The 15,607-nt window shown below is 65.4% G+C and carries 13 protein-coding genes, 1 tRNA gene and 1 other RNA gene; 10 read left to right on the top strand and 5 right to left on the bottom strand.

All coding sequences use genetic code 11. From position 1 onward, the window contains the following. The first annotated feature begins 94 nt into the window (after positions 1-94). The 3 genes from ACE5CZ_RS06955 to ACE5CZ_RS06965 all read left to right on the top strand — a co-directional run bounded on the left by ACE5CZ_RS06955 (position 95) and on the right by ACE5CZ_RS06965 (position 2,025). Positions 95-568: a peroxiredoxin gene (locus tag ACE5CZ_RS06955; RefSeq protein WP_374946618.1), complete on the top strand. Its 474-nt coding sequence runs from the start codon at positions 95-97 to the stop codon at positions 566-568. 6 nt (positions 569-574) lie between these two features. Beyond that, positions 575-1,828 (top strand): alpha-amylase family glycosyl hydrolase, encoded by a 1,254-nt coding sequence (locus ACE5CZ_RS06960; RefSeq protein WP_374946606.1) that lies wholly within the window; start codon positions 575-577, stop codon positions 1,826-1,828. Between the two features lie 124 nt (positions 1,829-1,952). Further along, a tRNA-Val gene (locus ACE5CZ_RS06965) sits at positions 1,953-2,025 on the top strand. 20 nt (positions 2,026-2,045) lie between these two features. On the opposite strand, the gene ACE5CZ_RS06970 is transcribed toward ACE5CZ_RS06965, so the two are convergent. Together ACE5CZ_RS06970 and ACE5CZ_RS06975 are read right to left on the bottom strand one after the other, a co-directional pair. Beyond that, the gene (locus ACE5CZ_RS06970) at positions 2,046-2,675 is read right to left on the bottom strand and encodes an SAM-dependent methyltransferase (RefSeq protein ID WP_374946607.1); all 630 of its coding nucleotides are present in this window, start codon (positions 2,673-2,675) and stop codon (positions 2,046-2,048) included. 131 nt (positions 2,676-2,806) lie between these two features. Beyond that, a complete protein-coding gene (locus ACE5CZ_RS06975; protein ID WP_374946608.1) occupies positions 2,807-3,391 on the bottom strand; it encodes a DUF1349 domain-containing protein in 585 nt (194 codons plus the stop codon). 268 nt (positions 3,392-3,659) lie between these two features. On the opposite strand from ACE5CZ_RS06975, the gene ACE5CZ_RS06980 reads away from it, so the two are divergent. The 3 genes from ACE5CZ_RS06980 to rnpB all read left to right on the top strand — a co-directional run bounded on the left by ACE5CZ_RS06980 (position 3,660) and on the right by rnpB (position 5,695). Then, entirely contained in the window at positions 3,660-4,478 is an 819-nt protein-coding gene (locus ACE5CZ_RS06980) for a Nif3-like dinuclear metal center hexameric protein (RefSeq protein WP_374946609.1), read from the top strand. A gap of 63 nt (positions 4,479-4,541) precedes the next feature. Continuing rightward, complete coding sequence (locus ACE5CZ_RS06985; protein WP_374946610.1) at positions 4,542-5,276, top strand: zinc ribbon domain-containing protein; 735 nt, start codon at positions 4,542-4,544, stop codon at positions 5,274-5,276. Between the two features lie 36 nt (positions 5,277-5,312). Then, positions 5,313-5,695, top strand: an RNA gene (gene rnpB, locus ACE5CZ_RS06990) — RNase P RNA component class A. 26 nt (positions 5,696-5,721) lie between these two features. Here rnpB and ppgK read toward each other — a convergent pair. Beyond that, a complete protein-coding gene (gene ppgK / locus ACE5CZ_RS06995) occupies positions 5,722-6,540 on the bottom strand; it encodes a polyphosphate--glucose phosphotransferase (RefSeq protein ID WP_374946611.1) in 819 nt (272 codons plus the stop codon). Between the two features lie 167 nt (positions 6,541-6,707). Between ppgK and ACE5CZ_RS07000 the strand changes: the two genes are divergently transcribed. Then, positions 6,708-6,896, top strand: coding sequence for an SPOR domain-containing protein (locus ACE5CZ_RS07000; RefSeq protein ID WP_374946612.1), 189 nt, complete (start codon positions 6,708-6,710; stop codon positions 6,894-6,896). A 26-nt stretch (positions 6,897-6,922) separates the two neighbouring features. On the opposite strand, the gene panB is transcribed toward ACE5CZ_RS07000, so the two are convergent. Then, positions 6,923-7,756, bottom strand: coding sequence for a 3-methyl-2-oxobutanoate hydroxymethyltransferase (panB, locus tag ACE5CZ_RS07005; protein ID WP_374946613.1), 834 nt, complete (start codon positions 7,754-7,756; stop codon positions 6,923-6,925). 169 nt (positions 7,757-7,925) lie between these two features. On the opposite strand from panB, the gene ACE5CZ_RS07010 reads away from it, so the two are divergent. The 3 genes from ACE5CZ_RS07010 (at position 7,926) to ACE5CZ_RS07020 (ending at position 14,297) form a co-directional block, all read left to right on the top strand. Continuing rightward, on the top strand, positions 7,926-9,854 hold the full coding sequence (locus ACE5CZ_RS07010; RefSeq protein WP_374946614.1) for an alpha/beta fold hydrolase: 1,929 nt from the start codon (positions 7,926-7,928) through the stop codon (positions 9,852-9,854). 65 nt (positions 9,855-9,919) lie between these two features. After that, positions 9,920-11,257 (top strand): glutamine synthetase family protein, encoded by a 1,338-nt coding sequence (locus ACE5CZ_RS07015; protein WP_374946615.1) that lies wholly within the window; start codon positions 9,920-9,922, stop codon positions 11,255-11,257. A 49-nt stretch (positions 11,258-11,306) separates the two neighbouring features. After that, complete coding sequence (locus ACE5CZ_RS07020; RefSeq protein WP_374946616.1) at positions 11,307-14,297, top strand: bifunctional [glutamine synthetase] adenylyltransferase/[glutamine synthetase]-adenylyl-L-tyrosine phosphorylase; 2,991 nt, start codon at positions 11,307-11,309, stop codon at positions 14,295-14,297. Positions 14,298-14,367: 70 nt separating this feature from the next. Here the strand turns inward: ACE5CZ_RS07020 and glnA are convergent. After that, positions 14,368-15,607, bottom strand: a 1,240-nt coding sequence (gene glnA / locus ACE5CZ_RS07025; protein ID WP_374946617.1) for a type I glutamate--ammonia ligase, incomplete at its 5' end; no start/stop codon positions are given.

Consider the following 15,607-nt stretch of genomic DNA (forward strand, 5'->3'; position numbering starts at 1 on the left):
TATGGGGCGTAAGATCGGCGACGTTCAGCGATCGGGCATCCAGGTCGGGGCCCACAAGGCATCCATCCCCGTTCGCGAAAGGAATCACACGCTCATGGCTTTGGAGAACGACACTCGCGCTCCCGATTTCGACCTCGCCAACCAATACGGCGAACGAATCCGGTTGAGCCAGTTCCGCGGAAAGAAGGCCGTGGCGCTCGTCTTCTTTCCCTTGGCATTCTCGGGAACGTGCACGAGCGAACTGTGCGCACTCGAAGAGAACCTGAACCTCTTCAAAGACAACGATGTCGAACTCCTCGGCATCTCCGTCGACTCCAAATCGGCGCTGCGTTCCTGGGCCGAGGCGCAGGGCTACGACTTCACGCTGCTTGCCGACTTCTGGCCACATGGCGCCGTCGCCAAGGAATACGGCGTGTTTCTCGAGAGCAAGGGCTTCGCAAACCGCGCGACGTTCGTGATCGACATCGACGGCATCATTCGCGAGAGCTTCATCACGGCCCCCGGAGAGGCACGGTCGATCGAGGCCTACAGGGCCGCTCTCGACGAGATGCGGTCCGTCTCGGTCTAGGCGCGCATGCCCGAATGGACGCAGCACGTCATCTGGTGGCAGGTATACCCCCTGGGGATGCTCGGCGCAGATACGACGCAGAACCCGCACACCGCCGTCTCCCACCGCCTCCGCGAGTTGATTCCGTGGCTCGACGACGTGCGCGACCTCGGCGTGAACGGCTTGGCGCTCGGCCCGGTCTTCGACTCCGAGACGCACGGCTACGACACGATCGAGCACCGTCGCATCGATCCCCGGCTCGGAGACGACGACGACTTCGCGGCGCTCGTCTCCGCCTGTCGAGAACGCGGTGTGCGCGTGCTGCTCGACGGCGTCTTCAACCACGTCGCGCGCAGCAATCCGCTGTGGCTCGCCGCGCAATCGGCAGGGCCCGGTTCGCCCGAGGCCGCGTGGTTCCGCCTCGATCCACAGCAGCCGCATGACGGCGTGCTGAAGCCGGCCGTCTTCGAGGGGCACGATCATCTCGTCGAACTCGACCTGTCGCATCCGCCCGTAGCCGACTACGTCGCCGACGTCATGATCTCGTGGCTCGATCGGGGCGCCGACGGCTGGCGCCTCGACGCCGCGTACGCCGTGGCGCCGGATGCCTGGCGCCCGATCCTCGATCGGGTGCGGTCGGCGCACCCCGACGTCTGGATCGTCGGCGAGGTCATTCACGGCGACTATGCCGACATCGTTCGGCGTTCCGGCATGGACTCGGTCACGCAATACGAACTGTGGAAGTCGATCGGCAATTCGCTGAAGGAGCGCAATCTCTTCGAGCTCTCGTGGACGCTCGGTCGCCACGAAAAGTTGCTCGGCGCGTTCGTTCCCCTGACTTTCGTGGGCAACCACGACGTGACGCGTATCGCGTCGATCGTGACGGATGCGCGGCACGCGGGGATCGCGCATGCCCTGCTGTTCTTTCTGCCGGGCATTCCGAGCGTGTACTACGGCGATGAGCGAGGCCTCGAGGGCGTGAAGGAAGACAGGGCGGGAGGCGACGACGCCGTGCGGCCGGAGGCCCGTCGTGACGGGGCGGAGTGGCAGCGCAACGACGCCTTCCGGTTGCACCAAGAACTGATCGGCTTTCGTCGCAGGCACGCATGGCTGGTCGACGCGCGCGTCGAGGTGCACGACCTGGCCAATGAGACGATGCTGCTGGTCGCCACAGCGCGCTCGGGCACGGAGACCGCCCGCCTGGCGATCAACATCTCCGACTCGGATGTGGCGCTGCACGGCATCGCCGTCCCGCCGCACGCCTACGTCCTCAGCGACTGACCACTTTTCCTGAGCCACCCTCGTTCCCTGAGCCTGTCGAAGGGACTCGCCGCCCGGAGACACGGCAACCCCGCCGACCGTGTAATCTGATGTTCGCACGGGCGCCTTCGCGCACGTGATGCAGGGGCCTTTAGCTCAGTTGGTAGAGCGCCACGTTTACACCGTGGATGTCATCGGTTCGAGCCCGGTAGGGCCCACTTTTTGTCGTTGTCGCCGGTCAGTTGCGGCGGAGCGTCAGCACGGCGTCGGGCATGACCACGTTGGATCCATCCGGTCCCGTAACGGTGCGCTCGACCAGGGTGCTCGTCAGCACGGTCCACTCTCCCTCGGCCAGGTCGAGAGAGGCGTACACCTCGTCTGGGGTCGGCAGCGCCGGATCGTCGTGCCGATGCGTCGACCACGGCGGGAAGGCCGCGTGTCCGACGATCAGCAAGATGCCGCGGGGCGCTACTGCCGTCGAGGCTCGACGAAGAATCTCGTCGCGAGGGAGCTCGACGGGGGAGTGCAGGAACTGCGCCGACACGAGGTCGTACGTCTCGTTCGGATGCCACTCGGCCAGGTCTTGCTCAACCCAGTTGATCCGGTCGGTGAGCCCCGCGCTGTCAGCCTTCGCCGCTCCGCGCGCCAGGGCCGTCGGCGAGATCTCGAGTGCCGTCACGCGCCACCCTCTCGCGGCCAACCACAGGGCATCGCCGCCCTCGCCGCTTCCGAGGTCGAGGGCGCGTCCGGGAGCGAGCCCGTCCGCCTCGCGCTCGAGGGCAGCGTTCGCTCGTCCGCTCCACGCCTGATCGCTCTGCCGGTAGCGGGCCTCCCAGAATTCGGCCGGTGTCTGCTGCGTCTCACTCATGCGTCAACCTTGGATGCTGTCAGCCCGTGCCGCAAGTCGTCTTGCCGTAACCGCAACAAACGGCGAAGGCCTCACGGGCCCGTGCACGTGCAGCTGCTTCGATCGGTCGAACGCTCTTGGTCGATTTCCTGTCACTCGGCGTGCAATGCAGGGTCGGCATCAGTCGTGACCCAGTCGAGAAACTGAACGGTGAGGCCCGCTCGCGTGGGCGCGCAGCAGAATGGTCCAGCCTGCACAGCCGTGCCCGTCGGCAACGGTGCAACGCGTACAAGCCTCCACGCTTCATCGTCGACGCGGGCTCGAATCGTCAGCGCCCCGGCCGACCAACTCGCGCGAACCGTCGCAATCCGTCCTGCCCATCCCGGAACAGGCGAGAGCGACCAGTCCGATTCACCCCGAGTGACGACAGCGCCCAGGCTCTCTTCGCCGTCGCTCGATTCAATTCCCGCCTTGATCCATGTCTCTGCGTCTGCTTTCACGAAGACGCCTGCCTGGTCGAACTGCTCAGGAAAATCCACCCGGAAAGATACTTCGATGGCTTGACCCTCGACCATCGGCCGCAAAAGCGCGTGTTCCGTGTCGTGAACGAAGCCATAGGACGTAATCCTCCACGCGTCGCTGCCTTCTACTGCCGTCACGAACATGCCGTCTTCAGAGAATCGAACGTTCTCCGGCTCTGTCGTCCAGCGTCCCTCGGACCAGTCGATTGTCGTCATGCTGTCAGTCTTTCAGTCGGAGCCATGCATCGTGGCCTCGCGGTTCAGCGGCCACTCGGTTCCTGCCCATCCTCCTGCTCGCCCTGGCAGCGGCCGGAAGCCTGCCCCGGCTTCTCTCCGTCGCCCGGGTCGGCCGGCCGCATCCTGTATTCCAGTCGACCATCGTGCTCGAACTGGTCGTCGTTCCTCTTGTCATCGCCTGGCATCGCCGCGTCTATCACCCCGTGCGATAACGGTCCCGCCGCCTGCGCGGCGATAGGCTGAGCGCGTGACGCATACGCTTCGAGACCTCAACGCCACGGTCGAGCAGCTCTGGCCGACGCGGTTCGCCGAGGATTGGGATCGGCCGGGACTCACCTCAGGCGATCTCGACGACCAGGTCACACGCATCCACTTGGCCGTCGATGCGGTCGCGCAGACGGTCGGCGAAGCGCTCAACATCGGCGCCGACGCGCTGATCGTGCATCACCCGCTGCTGTTGCGAGGCGTCACCTCGATCTCGACTGAGCACTACAAGGGCTCGCTGCTGACCCGGCTGGTGCGCGGCGGCTGTGCGTTGATCGCGGCGCATACGAACGCCGACATCGTGCCGGGGGGCACGTCCGACGTCATCGCACGTCGGCTCGGTCTGCAGGATGTGACGCCCCTCGTCGCCGGGGAACGCCCAGGCACGGGCCTGGGCCGGGTGGGCAGGCTGCCCGTGCCTACGACCCTGGGCAGGCTCACGCTCTCCCTCGCCGAATTCCTGCCCGCGACGGCCACGGGCATCCGGGTGTCGGGAGGCTACGACACGCCCGTCACCCGCGTCGCGCTCTGCGGGGGAGCGGGCGACTCTCTGCTCGGCCACGAGTCCGTTCTCAGGGCGGATGTCTACATCACGAGCGACCTCAGGCATCATCCCGCGTCTGAATCGAGGGAGCAGGCGCTGGTCTCCTCGGGCCCGGCACTCATCGATGTGTCGCACTGGGCGAGCGAGTGGCTCTGGCTCGACGAGGCGGCCGGCGAGCTACGGAGCGCGCTGCCCGGCGTCGACGTCACCGTGAGTGAACTCCGCACAGACCCCTGGGATTTCGTCGTCACCCAGTAACGCCCGAAGTACGTCACTCCGGTCCGTCTCGCGGGCCGACGCACAGAACAGCAGGAAGGCACCATGAAGGCACCGGTTTCAGAACAGCGAGCACTCCTCGACCTGCAGGCCTCCGATACCCGACTCGACCAGCTCGCGCACAGCGTGAAGACGCTGCCGCAGTCGCTTGCGTTGGCCGAGCTGGCGAAAGACGTCGCCCGTTCCCGGGCGCTTTCCGCATCGATCCGAGGCGAACTCGAAGACACCAAGACCGAGATCAGCCGCGTCGAGTCAGACGTCGAGGTCGTCGCGGCACGAATCGCGCGCGATCGCGAAAGGCTCACGATCAGCTCGTCGCCGAAAGACATCCAGGGCCTCGAGCACGAGCTGGCCTCGTTGCTCAAGCGCCGATCCGACCTCGAAGACATCGAGCTGACAGTGATGGAGCGGCAGGAGGAGATCGACGCGCGATTCAGCGCCGCCTCCGCTCGCCTCGACGAGCTGCTCGTGTCAGAGAAAGAGCTCGTCGCCGATCGTGACGACAAGCTCGAGCAGATCAACGCCGAGATCGCATTCGTGACCGAGCGTCGTGCCCGCATCGCCTCATCGATCGGCGCCGAGCTCGTCGCCCTGTACGACAAGCAGCGCTCACGCTACGGAATCGGCGCAGCCCTGCTCACTCGGGGCGTGTCGGGCGGAAGCCATGTCAAGCTCCACGAATCCGACCTCGCGGTCATCCGAGCCGCAGCTTCAGACGACGTCGTGCTCGATCCGGACAGCAGCTGCATCCTGGTGCGCACGGAGGAGTCGGGCCTGTGATCGGCCGCACCGTTCTGCCGTAGACTTCGACTCGAATGGGTCGGTGAGACGGTCGCGTCGGCAGCGCATCTTCGGATGCGCCGCCGCCGAGGAACGTCCGGGCTCCACAGAGCAGGGCGGTGGGTAACACCCACCCGGGGCAACCCGCGAGACAGTGCCACAGAGAACAGACCGCCGCCGGCGTCAGCCGGAGGTAAGGGTGAAACGGTGGTGTAAGAGACCACCAGAGACCAGGGTGACCTGGTCTGCTCGGTAAACCTCGCCCGGAGCAAGGTCAGACAGGGAACGTTCGAGACGGCTCGTCGAGTTCCCGGGTAGACCGCTGGAGGGCTGCGGCAACGTAGTCCCGAGATAGATGGCCGTCACGCATCCGCGTCTCGTGGATGCGGACAGAACCCGGCGTACGGCCGGCCCATTCACTCCTCGCCGAACGACCGGCGCAGAACTAGAGCGATGCAGCCGGGTGGCTCTCAGGCGAGGTCTCTGCGCCCGCGACCACGCGGGGCTGGGACGCGAGTGCCGCAGAGCCGAGAATTCCCGCGTTGTTGCGCAGCACGGCGGGCACGATCTCGGTCGTGAGGTCGAGCAGGGGAAGGAACTCCTGGTAGCTCTTGGAGACGCCGCCGCCCACGATGAAGAGGTCGGGCGAGAGGAGTTTCTCGAGCTCGGTGTAGTACGTCTGGAGGCGCTCGGCCCATTTCGACCAGGACAGGTCTTCTCGTTCTTTCGCGGAATACGACGCCTTCAACTCGTAGTCGCCGCCGTCGATCTGCAGGTGGCCGAGTTCGGCATTCGGAACGAGCGTGCCGTTGTAGATGATGGCCGTGCCGATGCCCGTGCCGAGCGTGGTCATCATGATGAGCCCCGAACGGTCCTTGGCGGCCCCGAATCGCACCTCGGCGTAACCGGCCGCATCCGCGTCGTTGACGAAGAAGATGTCTCGACCCAGCGCATCCTCGAACAGGCTCTCCGCCTCGAGGCCGATCCACTTCTTCGAGACGTTGGCGGCCGACATCGTGCGTCCGTTGCGCACGACGGCCGGAAAACAGACGCCGATCGGGGCGTCCTGCGGTGCATCGCCGAGCTTGGCGAGGATCTTCGTCACCGTGCCCACGATGTCCTTCGGCTTGCCCCCGTCGGGTGTCGAGAGTTTGACCCTGTCGCTGAGCAGCTCTCCCGACGCGAGGTCGACGACGGCCCCCTTGATGCCCGTGCCCCCGATGTCGATGCCGATGGCCACGTTGGATGCGGTGGGGGTGCTCATGGTCAATCTCCTCGAACTATCACCATCGACGCGTCGGGCGCGCCTGTGCGTGTGCTACCGAGCCTAGGGCAGACGAGGCACCTGCGGCGTTCCCACCACGGGGCTTAGGATCGCAAGTAGCCGAAGCGAGGACCGTCGGAGGTCTGCGCGAGATCCCGGGAGTTGACATGTCGGAAGACGCCTCGAAACAGTACTGGTACAACATGAAGACCGGCAAGGTCGAACACGGGTACGAGTCTTCCGTCGTCGACCGCGTCGGCCCGTTCGCCACCGAGCAGGAGGCGTCTCACGCACTTGAGAAGCTGCGGGCCAACAGTGCGAAGTGGGCCGAAGAAGACGCCGACGATCAGCGCTGAGCACGCGCCCGAGCGCCGGCCCCCGGTCAGTCGTACGAGTTCTCCGGGCCGGGGTAGCTGCGGTCGCTGACGTCTCTGCGAAACCGCGTCACGGCATCCGTCAGCACGCCGCGCAGGTCGGCGTACTGCTTCACGAACTTCGGGATGCGACCGGTCGAGAACCCGGCGAAGTCGGTCCACACGAGAAGCTGGCCGTCGACATCCGGACCGGCGCCGACGCCGATGGTCGGAATGCGTAACTTCTCGGTGACCTGTCGGGCCGCGTCGCTCGGAACCATTTCGAGCACGACGGCGAAAGCGCCGGCCTCTTCGACCGCGAGCGCATCTTCGAGTAGGCGCTCCAGACCATCGCCCCGTCCCTGAATGATGTGACCGCCGAGGCCGTGCTCGCTCTGCGGGGTGAAGCCGATGTGGGCCATGACCGGGATCCCGGCGCTGACGATGCGCCGGATCTGCTCGACGCTGCGCACGCCGCCCTCGAGCTTCACCGCGTGGGCGTGCGTCTCTTTCATGAAACGAACCGCCGTGTGCAGAGCCTCGAGGGGGCCGCTCTCGTAGGAGCCGAACGGCAGGTCTGCGACGACGAATGCGCGCTGCACGGCGAGGGCCACGGCCCGGGTCAGGGGGATCAGCTCGTCGACCGTGACGGGCAGCGTGGTGTCGTATCCGAACACCGTGTTGCCCGCGGAGTCTCCGACGAGAAGAAAATCGATGCCGGCCTCGTCGAAGATGCGGGCCGAGAGCTGGTCGTAGCTCGTCAGGCCCGTGATCGGCGTTCCCGTCTCTTTTGCATTCTGAAAGTGGCGCGTGCGCACGCGCTTCGGAACCGCGGCGGGCACGGACGGTGACGTCTCTGACATCTTCCGAGTCTACCGACGGGCGTCGGCATGCGACTCGGGCAGAACTCGCGGCGAGGGATCAGCGTGTCGCCGGGGAATTCGCAGATCCGAGACACCCTGTGCCCATGACGGAGCCGGGGCGGCGATCACTGTATCGTGTGGCTGAACTCGATAGTGACGGTGATGTGTAGTGAGAAGACCAAATCGGCTGAGACTGCCGTTCGTCGCCCTCGTGGTGGGTGTGGTGCTGGCCCTCGGCGCCCCGGGTGTGGCGAATGCTGCGGGCGACGACGGATGCCCGGAGCCGTCGAGCGGAGACGCCGAGTGCGGCGTTCTCACGGTTCCCGAGAACAGGGCGAATCCCGCCAGTAGAACCATAGACATCCCGTATGCCGTCATACCGGCCAGCATCCAGCCTGCGACCGGCACTCCCCTCGTCGTCATGGCATCGGGGCTCGGCCAATCCGCGGTCTCCGTGGGTCAGCATGTGTCGCGCGACCTCGGATTCGGGGCCCGCAGAGACGTCGTCGTTCTCGAGCAGCGGGGCGGATCAGCATCGACTCCCAGTCTCGACTGTCCGGCCGTCACGAACGCGTGGATAGACGCATTCACGTCGACCGATGACACGGTGGAGGCGGAGGGCACGGCCGTCGGTATCGAGCTCGCCGACTGTCTTGCCGAGTTCATCGAGGCCGGCGGCGACCCGAACGGCTACACGATCGCCCAGACGGCAGCCGACGTGGTCGATCTGCGTAACACGCTTCAGATTCCCACCTGGACTCTCTTCGGTTCGGGCTGGTCGTCGCAGGTGATGTCGGCGGTCGCCACACTCGACCCCGCCGGAAGCGACGCCGTCTTGATCGACTCCTTCAGTTCCGGCGCGACCGATATCAAAGGCGAGGCGTATTCGGCACTCAGGGCCTCCCTCGACGAGTTGTCGACGCGGTCCGGGGCGCAGGGCACCGATTACGCGGCCACGGTTGCCCAGCTCGCGGTCGACTTCGATGACGACCCGTTCTCCGGCCCGGTCACGAATCCCTTCACCGGCAATCAGCGCTTCGTCGAACTCGAGGGCGACGACTTCGTGAGCCTGGTGCAGGTGCTGCTCACAGACCCCGCGGTCACCAGCACGCTGCCCCTGCTCTTCGATCGACTCGAGGCGGGAGACACCGGGGCGCTCACGCCGTTCGTCGTACTCGGCGCCGATGCGATCGGAACGATCAACTGGGGCCAGTTCCTCACGTCGACCTGCCTCGATCAGAAGGCGAACTGGTCGGCCGACCCCGTCGCTCCAGAGTCCCCGGCGCCCGCCGAAGGCGAGGAACCGGTCGTGCCAGTCGATCCACCGCTGCTCGTCGCCTTTTCGCTGGCCGACGCGGCCTGCGGCCAGGCCGGCATCACGCCGGCGGGGCGGACTGCTGCGTCGTTCAGCCAGCCCACGCTGGTTCTGGCTGGATCGAACGATCCCATCACATCGGCCTCGACCGCGCAGGCCGCCGCGGCATCGATCCCGGGCAGCCAGTTCGTGTCGTTCACCGGAGCGGGCCACCAGGTGCTCGACACGAGTTCGTGCGCCGTCGAGACCGCCGTCGCCTGGTTGGACAGTCCGGGCGCGGACGTCTCCGCCGTCTGCGACCACGACGATGCGACGACGCCGATCGTGACGAGCTCGTCCGTGCACGAGACGTCACGGGCGGCATCCGTCGTTCGCGCCGTCGACGAGGTCAACTGGTTCGAGTTGCTGATACCGATCATCTTCTTCGGGTTCTGCGCCCTCTGGTTCGTCGGTTGGGCCATCATGCTCGTCGTTCGTGGTGTTCAGCGCGAACGTCTGGGCCTCTCGATCGCATCCGGCATCTCACCGGTCACGGGCCTCGCCTTCGGCGGTGTCGTCGCCCTCGGCATGGTGTCTGCGACCTCGACCCAGCCCGCGCTCGCCCTTGTGGGAGTTCCGTCGTACTTTCCCCTGCTCGGCATTCTCCTCGCCATCGGCCTGTTCGCCCTGATCGTCGTATGGAAACTGGGAAGCCGGGGCGCTGCGCTTCTCGCATCCACCGGTGTCGTCATCTGGCTGGGCATGCTCGCCTGGTTCGCCTGGATTGTTCTCGTACCCAGTTGATGCGAGAGCCGTGCACTACCCTGTAATTGGTTCGCAGAACCCCGTTCGAAAGAGAGTCGACATAGATGGATAAGCAGCGTGACTTCGTTCTTCGCACGATTGAGGAACGTGGCATCAAGTTCATCAGACTCTGGTTCACCGATGTCGTCGGCACACTGAAATCGGTGGCCATCGCGCCGGCCGAGGTCGAGGGGGCCTTCGCCGAGGGCCTCGGATTCGACGGGTCTGCGATCGAAGGCTTGACGCGGTCCTATGAAGCCGACGTGCTCGCTCATCCCGATCCCACGACATTTCAGATCCTTCCGTGGCGAGGCGAGATCGATCCGACCGCTCGAATGTTCTGCGACATCACGACGCCCGACGGACTGCCCGCAGTGGCCGATCCCCGCAATGTCTTGAAGCGCACCCTTGCGAAAGCCGCCGATCGCGGTTTCACGTTCTACACGCATCCCGAGATCGAGTTCTATCTTTTGAAGTCGTCGCAGTACGGAGCCGCCGGGCCCGAGCCCGTCGATTCCGCCGGCTACTTCGACAACGTCCCGGGGGGCACGGCGCACGACTTCCGTCGCCGCTCGGTTCGTATGCTCGAAGACCTCGGAATATCGGTCGAGTTCAGTCACCACGAAGCGGGCCCCGGCCAGAACGAGATCGACCTTCGTTACGCCGACGCGCTGACGACGGCTGACAACATCATGACGTTCCGTACCGTGATCAAAGAGGTCGCGATCGAGCAGGGCGTCTACGCCACGTTCATGCCCAAGCCTCTCGCCGCACACCCCGGCTCGGGAATGCACACGCACCTGTCGCTCTTCGAGGGCGACGGCAACGCATTCTACGAGGCCGGGGCCGAATACCAGCTGTCGAAGATCGGCCGGCAATTCATCGCCGGATTGCTCTACCACGCGCCGGAGATCACGGCGGTCACAAACCAGTTCGTCAACTCGTACAAGCGGCTCTGGGGCGGCGACGAGGCCCCGAGTTTCGTGTGCTGGGGCCACAACAACCGGTCTGCGCTGGTGCGTGTGCCCCTGTACAAGCCGAACAAGGGTCAGAGCTCGCGCATCGAGTACCGGGCCATCGATTCGGCCGCCAACCCGTACCTCGCCTACTCGCTGCTTCTCGCCGCAGGCATGAAGGGCATCGAAGAAGGCTACGAGCTTCCGCCCGAGGCGGAAGACAATGTGTGGAGCCTCAGTGAGGCCGAGCGCCGTGCCCTCGGCTACAACCCGTTGCCTGCCAGCCTCGACCGTGCCATCACGCTGATGGAAGGGTCGGAACTCGTGGCGGAGACACTCGGCGAGCACGTCTTCGACTACGTCTTGCGCAACAAGCGACAGGAGTGGCAGGCGTACCGCGCCCAGGTGACGCCGTTCGAACTCAAGAGCAATCTGGAAATGCTCTAAGACGAAGCAGAGCGGGGCACGGCGACGCCGCATCCCTGCGCGGAGGACCATGCGCGAGACGAGATCACTCAGTTACCTGGCCCGGTTGGGCTTCGCCGATCTCGAGTGGGCTGACGAGCAGCTTCGCGTTGTCGCCTCCCTGGCGAACCTCGAGGTCGACGACCTCATCTCGGCGATCCCCTCGTCGGCTGACCCTGACCAGGCGCTCAGACTGCTGACGCTTCTGCTGCGTCGTGCGCCAGAGCAGGTCGTGCCGGTGCTCGCCGAGGAGCGCTATCGTGTGCGCCTCGTTCGAGTGCTCGGCGCATCCAAGGGTCTCGGCGACTTCTTCGTCAGGCATCCGTTGGAACTCGGCAATCTCGTCGAGGCGCAATTGCGCCTTCCGACGGCCGACGAAGCACGGATGTCGCTCCTCGAGTCGGTGGGCTCCGTCGACGGGTTCGCCGCACAGCACTCAGAGGCGGCCTGGCGATCGCTTCGCGTGCGATACCGGGGTCTCCTGGCCCGAGTCGCAGCATACGACCTCGAGCAGGCCGATCCCGTTGCGGGGCTCGATCAGGTTGCGGCGTGCCTCGCCGACCTGGCCGCAGCAGCTTTAGAGGCGTCGCTGTCGGTGGCCCGTACGACCCTGTCTACGCCGGGCCTCGGTCTCTGGTTCTTCGACCACGACAGCGTAGCCGCAACGAGACTCGCCATCATCGGCATGGGCAAGGCGGGAGCGCGCGAACTCAACTACGTGAGCGACGTCGACGTCATCTTCGTCGGCGAGGCCGATGCAGACAGCGATCTGCTGCCAGAACGCGCGATCGAGATCGCCACACGACTTGCGATGCTCTCGATGAGGGGGATCTACGAGTCGGGCCTCGAACCCGGTCTCTGGGAGGTCGATCCGAACCTCCGTCCCGAAGGCAAGGATGGCGCACTCGTTCGTTCCCTCGAGTCCCACGTGGCGTACTACGAGCGATGGGCGAAGAGCTGGGAGTTCCAGGCGCTCTTGAAGGCGAGGCCGTTGGCAGGCGACGTCGAACTCGGGGTGGACTACATCGCTGCGATGGCGCCGCGGGTGTGGTCGAGCGCGTCTCGAGAGGGCTTTGTCGAATCGGCGCAGAAAATGCGCGAACGGGTGACCCAGCACATTCCCGCAGACGACGTTCATTATCAGATCAAGCTCGGGCCGGGGGGTCTCCGCGACATCGAGTTCACCGTGCAGCTGCTGCAGCTGGTTCATGGGCAGACCGACGACGAGATTCATCAGGCCGGCACGATCGCCGCACTGACCGCCTTGGCGGATCGCGGGTACATCGGCCGCGCCGAGCAGATCGAGTTCGCCGAGGACTACCGCATTCTGCGCCTGCTCGAACACCGTCTCCAGCTCCGCTTTCTCAAGCGCACCCACTTGATGCCGCGCGACGAACTGGGCCAACGCGTACTCGCCCGTGCCGCAAATCTCGAGCCCTCCGCAGCCCAGCTCATCGAGCGCTGGAACGGCATCAAGCATCGGGTGCGCAACCTGCACGTCAGGCTCTTCTATCGTCCGCTGCTCGCCGCCGTCGCAGGGCTCTCCGCCGACGAGGTGGCACTGACGAGTCTGCAGGCAGAGGCACGGCTCGCGGCCATCGGCTTCCTCGACCCGAGAGGGGCGCTGAAGCACATCGAGGCCATGACGTCGGGCGTCTCGCGCAAGGCAAGCATCCAGAGGCACCTTCTGCCCGTGATGCTGCAGTGGTTCGCAGACGGCGCTGATCCCGATTACGGTCTACTTGCTTTTCGACGTCTCAGCGACTCCCTCGGCGACACGTACTGGTTCCTCCGGATGCTCCGCGATTCATCCGGTGCGGCAGCCCGGCTCACGCATGTGCTGTCGGCGTCGCGCTACGTCGGGCAGTTGCTGCAGGGAATACCGGAGGCGGCGGCGTGGCTCGAGAACGAAGACGAACTCCGTCCTCGCGCTTACGCAGTGCTCGAGGAGGAGATGCGGGCGATCATTGCGCGTCACGACACGCCGGATGCCGCTGCGAGCGCCCTCCGCGCCGCGCGCCGTCGCGAGGTGCTGCGTCTCGCGATCTCCTCGATCCTCGGCATCATCACCATCGACGAGCTCGCGCACGGGCTCACCGACGTCACGACCGTTCTTCTCACCGGCGTCGTCTCTGTCGTGCGGCACCCCGCAGGCGCGGACGCAGACGATGGGCTCGAGTTCGCAATCATCGGCATGGGCCGGCTTGGCGGCGCAGAGGTCGGATTCGGGTCGGACACCGACGTGATGTATGTCTACCGCCCTCTGTCGACGGAGAACCTGACGGCCACCGCGGATGCTCTTGCCATCGCCACCCAGATCACACGATTGACCGAAGACCACAGGCTCCCGCTCGACATCGATATCGACCTTCGACCCGAAGGAAAGAACGGAGCCATCGTTCGATCGCTCGACTCCTATCGGGCGTACTACTCCCGGTGGTCGCTCACGTGGGAGGCCCAAGCACTGCTCCGCGCGCGCGGCCTCGTCGGCGATGCCGCACTCGTGCGCGACTTCGAGCAACTGGCCGACACCGTTCGGTTTCCGGAGGAGATCGCCGACAAAGAGATCCGAGAGGTGAAGAGAATCAAGGCCCGTGTCGAGAACGAGCGCCTTCCCCAGGGAACCGATCCGCTCCGTCACCTCAAATTGGGGCGAGGAAGCCTCAGTGACGTGGAGTGGCTCGTGCAGCTGACCCAGCTGCAATGGGGTTCTCGACTGCCGAGCCTGCGTACGACGTCGACGCTCGAGGCCCTGGATGCGGCCGTCGCGGCCGAACTCGTGAGCGCGCCCGACGCATCCGTTCTTCGCGCTGCCTGGGTCTTCGCGTCGCGCGCACGCTCGGCCGTCACCCTCTGGGCCAATAAGAACTCCGACGTGCTTCCGAGCGATCGAAAGGCGCTCGACGGAATCGCCCGCCTGCTGGAGTACCCGCCGGGGTCGGCAACGGCACTGGAAGAGGACTACCTGGGCGTCACGCGTCGGGCAAGGGCCGTCTTCGAGCGGCTCTTCTACGGTTCTTGACCGATCTCGAACGCACAGACAGGGCCACATCCCCGAGGAGGATGCGGCCCTGTCTGGGCGAGCTCAGCGCTTACACGCCGTAGTAGAGCTCGAACTCGAACGGGTGCGGTCGCTGCTGGAGCGGCTTGATCTCGTTCTCGCGCTTGTAGTTGATCCAGTTCTCGATGAGGTCGATCGTGAACACGTTGCCCTGAAGCAGGAACTCGTGGTCGGCCTCCAGAGCGTCGAGCGCCTCGCCGAGCGACGCCGGTCCCTGGGGAATGAGCTTCGCTTCCTCGGGCGGCAGTTCGTACAGGTCTTTGTCGACCGGCTCGTGCGGCTCGATGCGGTTGATGATTCCATCGAGGCCGGCCATGAGCTGAGCGGCGAACGCCAGGTACGGGTTGCCCGAGGCATCCGGAGTGCGGAACTCGATGCGCTTGGCCTTCGGGTTGGTTCCCGTGATGGGGATGCGGATCGACGCCGAACGGTTGCCGGCCGAGTACACCAGGTTGACCGGGGCTTCGAAGCCGGGAACCAGGCGGTGGTAGCTGTTGACCGACGGGTTCGTGAACGCGTAGACGGCGGGAGCGTGGGCCAGGATTCCGCCGATGTACCAGCGCGCGATGTCGCTCAGTCCGCCATAGCCGGCCTCGTCGTAGAACAGCGGCGCGCCGTCGTTCCACAGCGACTGGTGGGTGTGCATGCCTGATCCGTTGTCGCCGAAGAGGGGCTTCGGCATGAAGGTCGCCGTCTTGCCCCAGCGCTCAGCGACGTTCTTGACGATGTACTTGAACTTCAGGATGTCGTCGGCCGCGTGCACCATGGTGTCGAACGTGTAGTTGATCTCACCCTGACCCGCGGTGCCGACCTCGTGGTGTCCGCGCTCGACCTCGAGCCCGGCTGCGATCAGTTCGAGCACGATGTCGTCGCGCAGGTCTGCGTGCTTGTCGACCGGGCTGACCGGAAAGTACCCGCCCTTGTAGGGCGTTTTGTTTGCGAGGTTTCCGCCTTCTTCGCTGCGTCCGGAGTTCCATGCAGCCTCGTCGGAGTCGACCGAGTAGGAACTCGAGTGCTGGTTCACCTCGTACTTCACGTCGTCGAAGATGTAGAACTCGGCCTCGGGGGCGAAGAACGCCGTGTCGGCGATGCCGGTCGAGGCGAGGTATTTTTCGGCCTTCTTGGCGACCTGGCGCGGGTCACGGTGGTAGATCTCGCCGTTGCGCGGGTTGTAGATGTCGAAGATCATGATCAGCGTGCGGTTGACGCGGAACGGATCGATGTAGGCCGTCGACACGTCGGGGATGATCTGCATGTCCGACTCGTGGATC

The sequence above is a fragment of the Agreia sp. genome, assembly GCF_964263775.1.
Classification (GTDB): Bacteria; Actinomycetota; Actinomycetes; order Actinomycetales; family Microbacteriaceae; genus Agreia.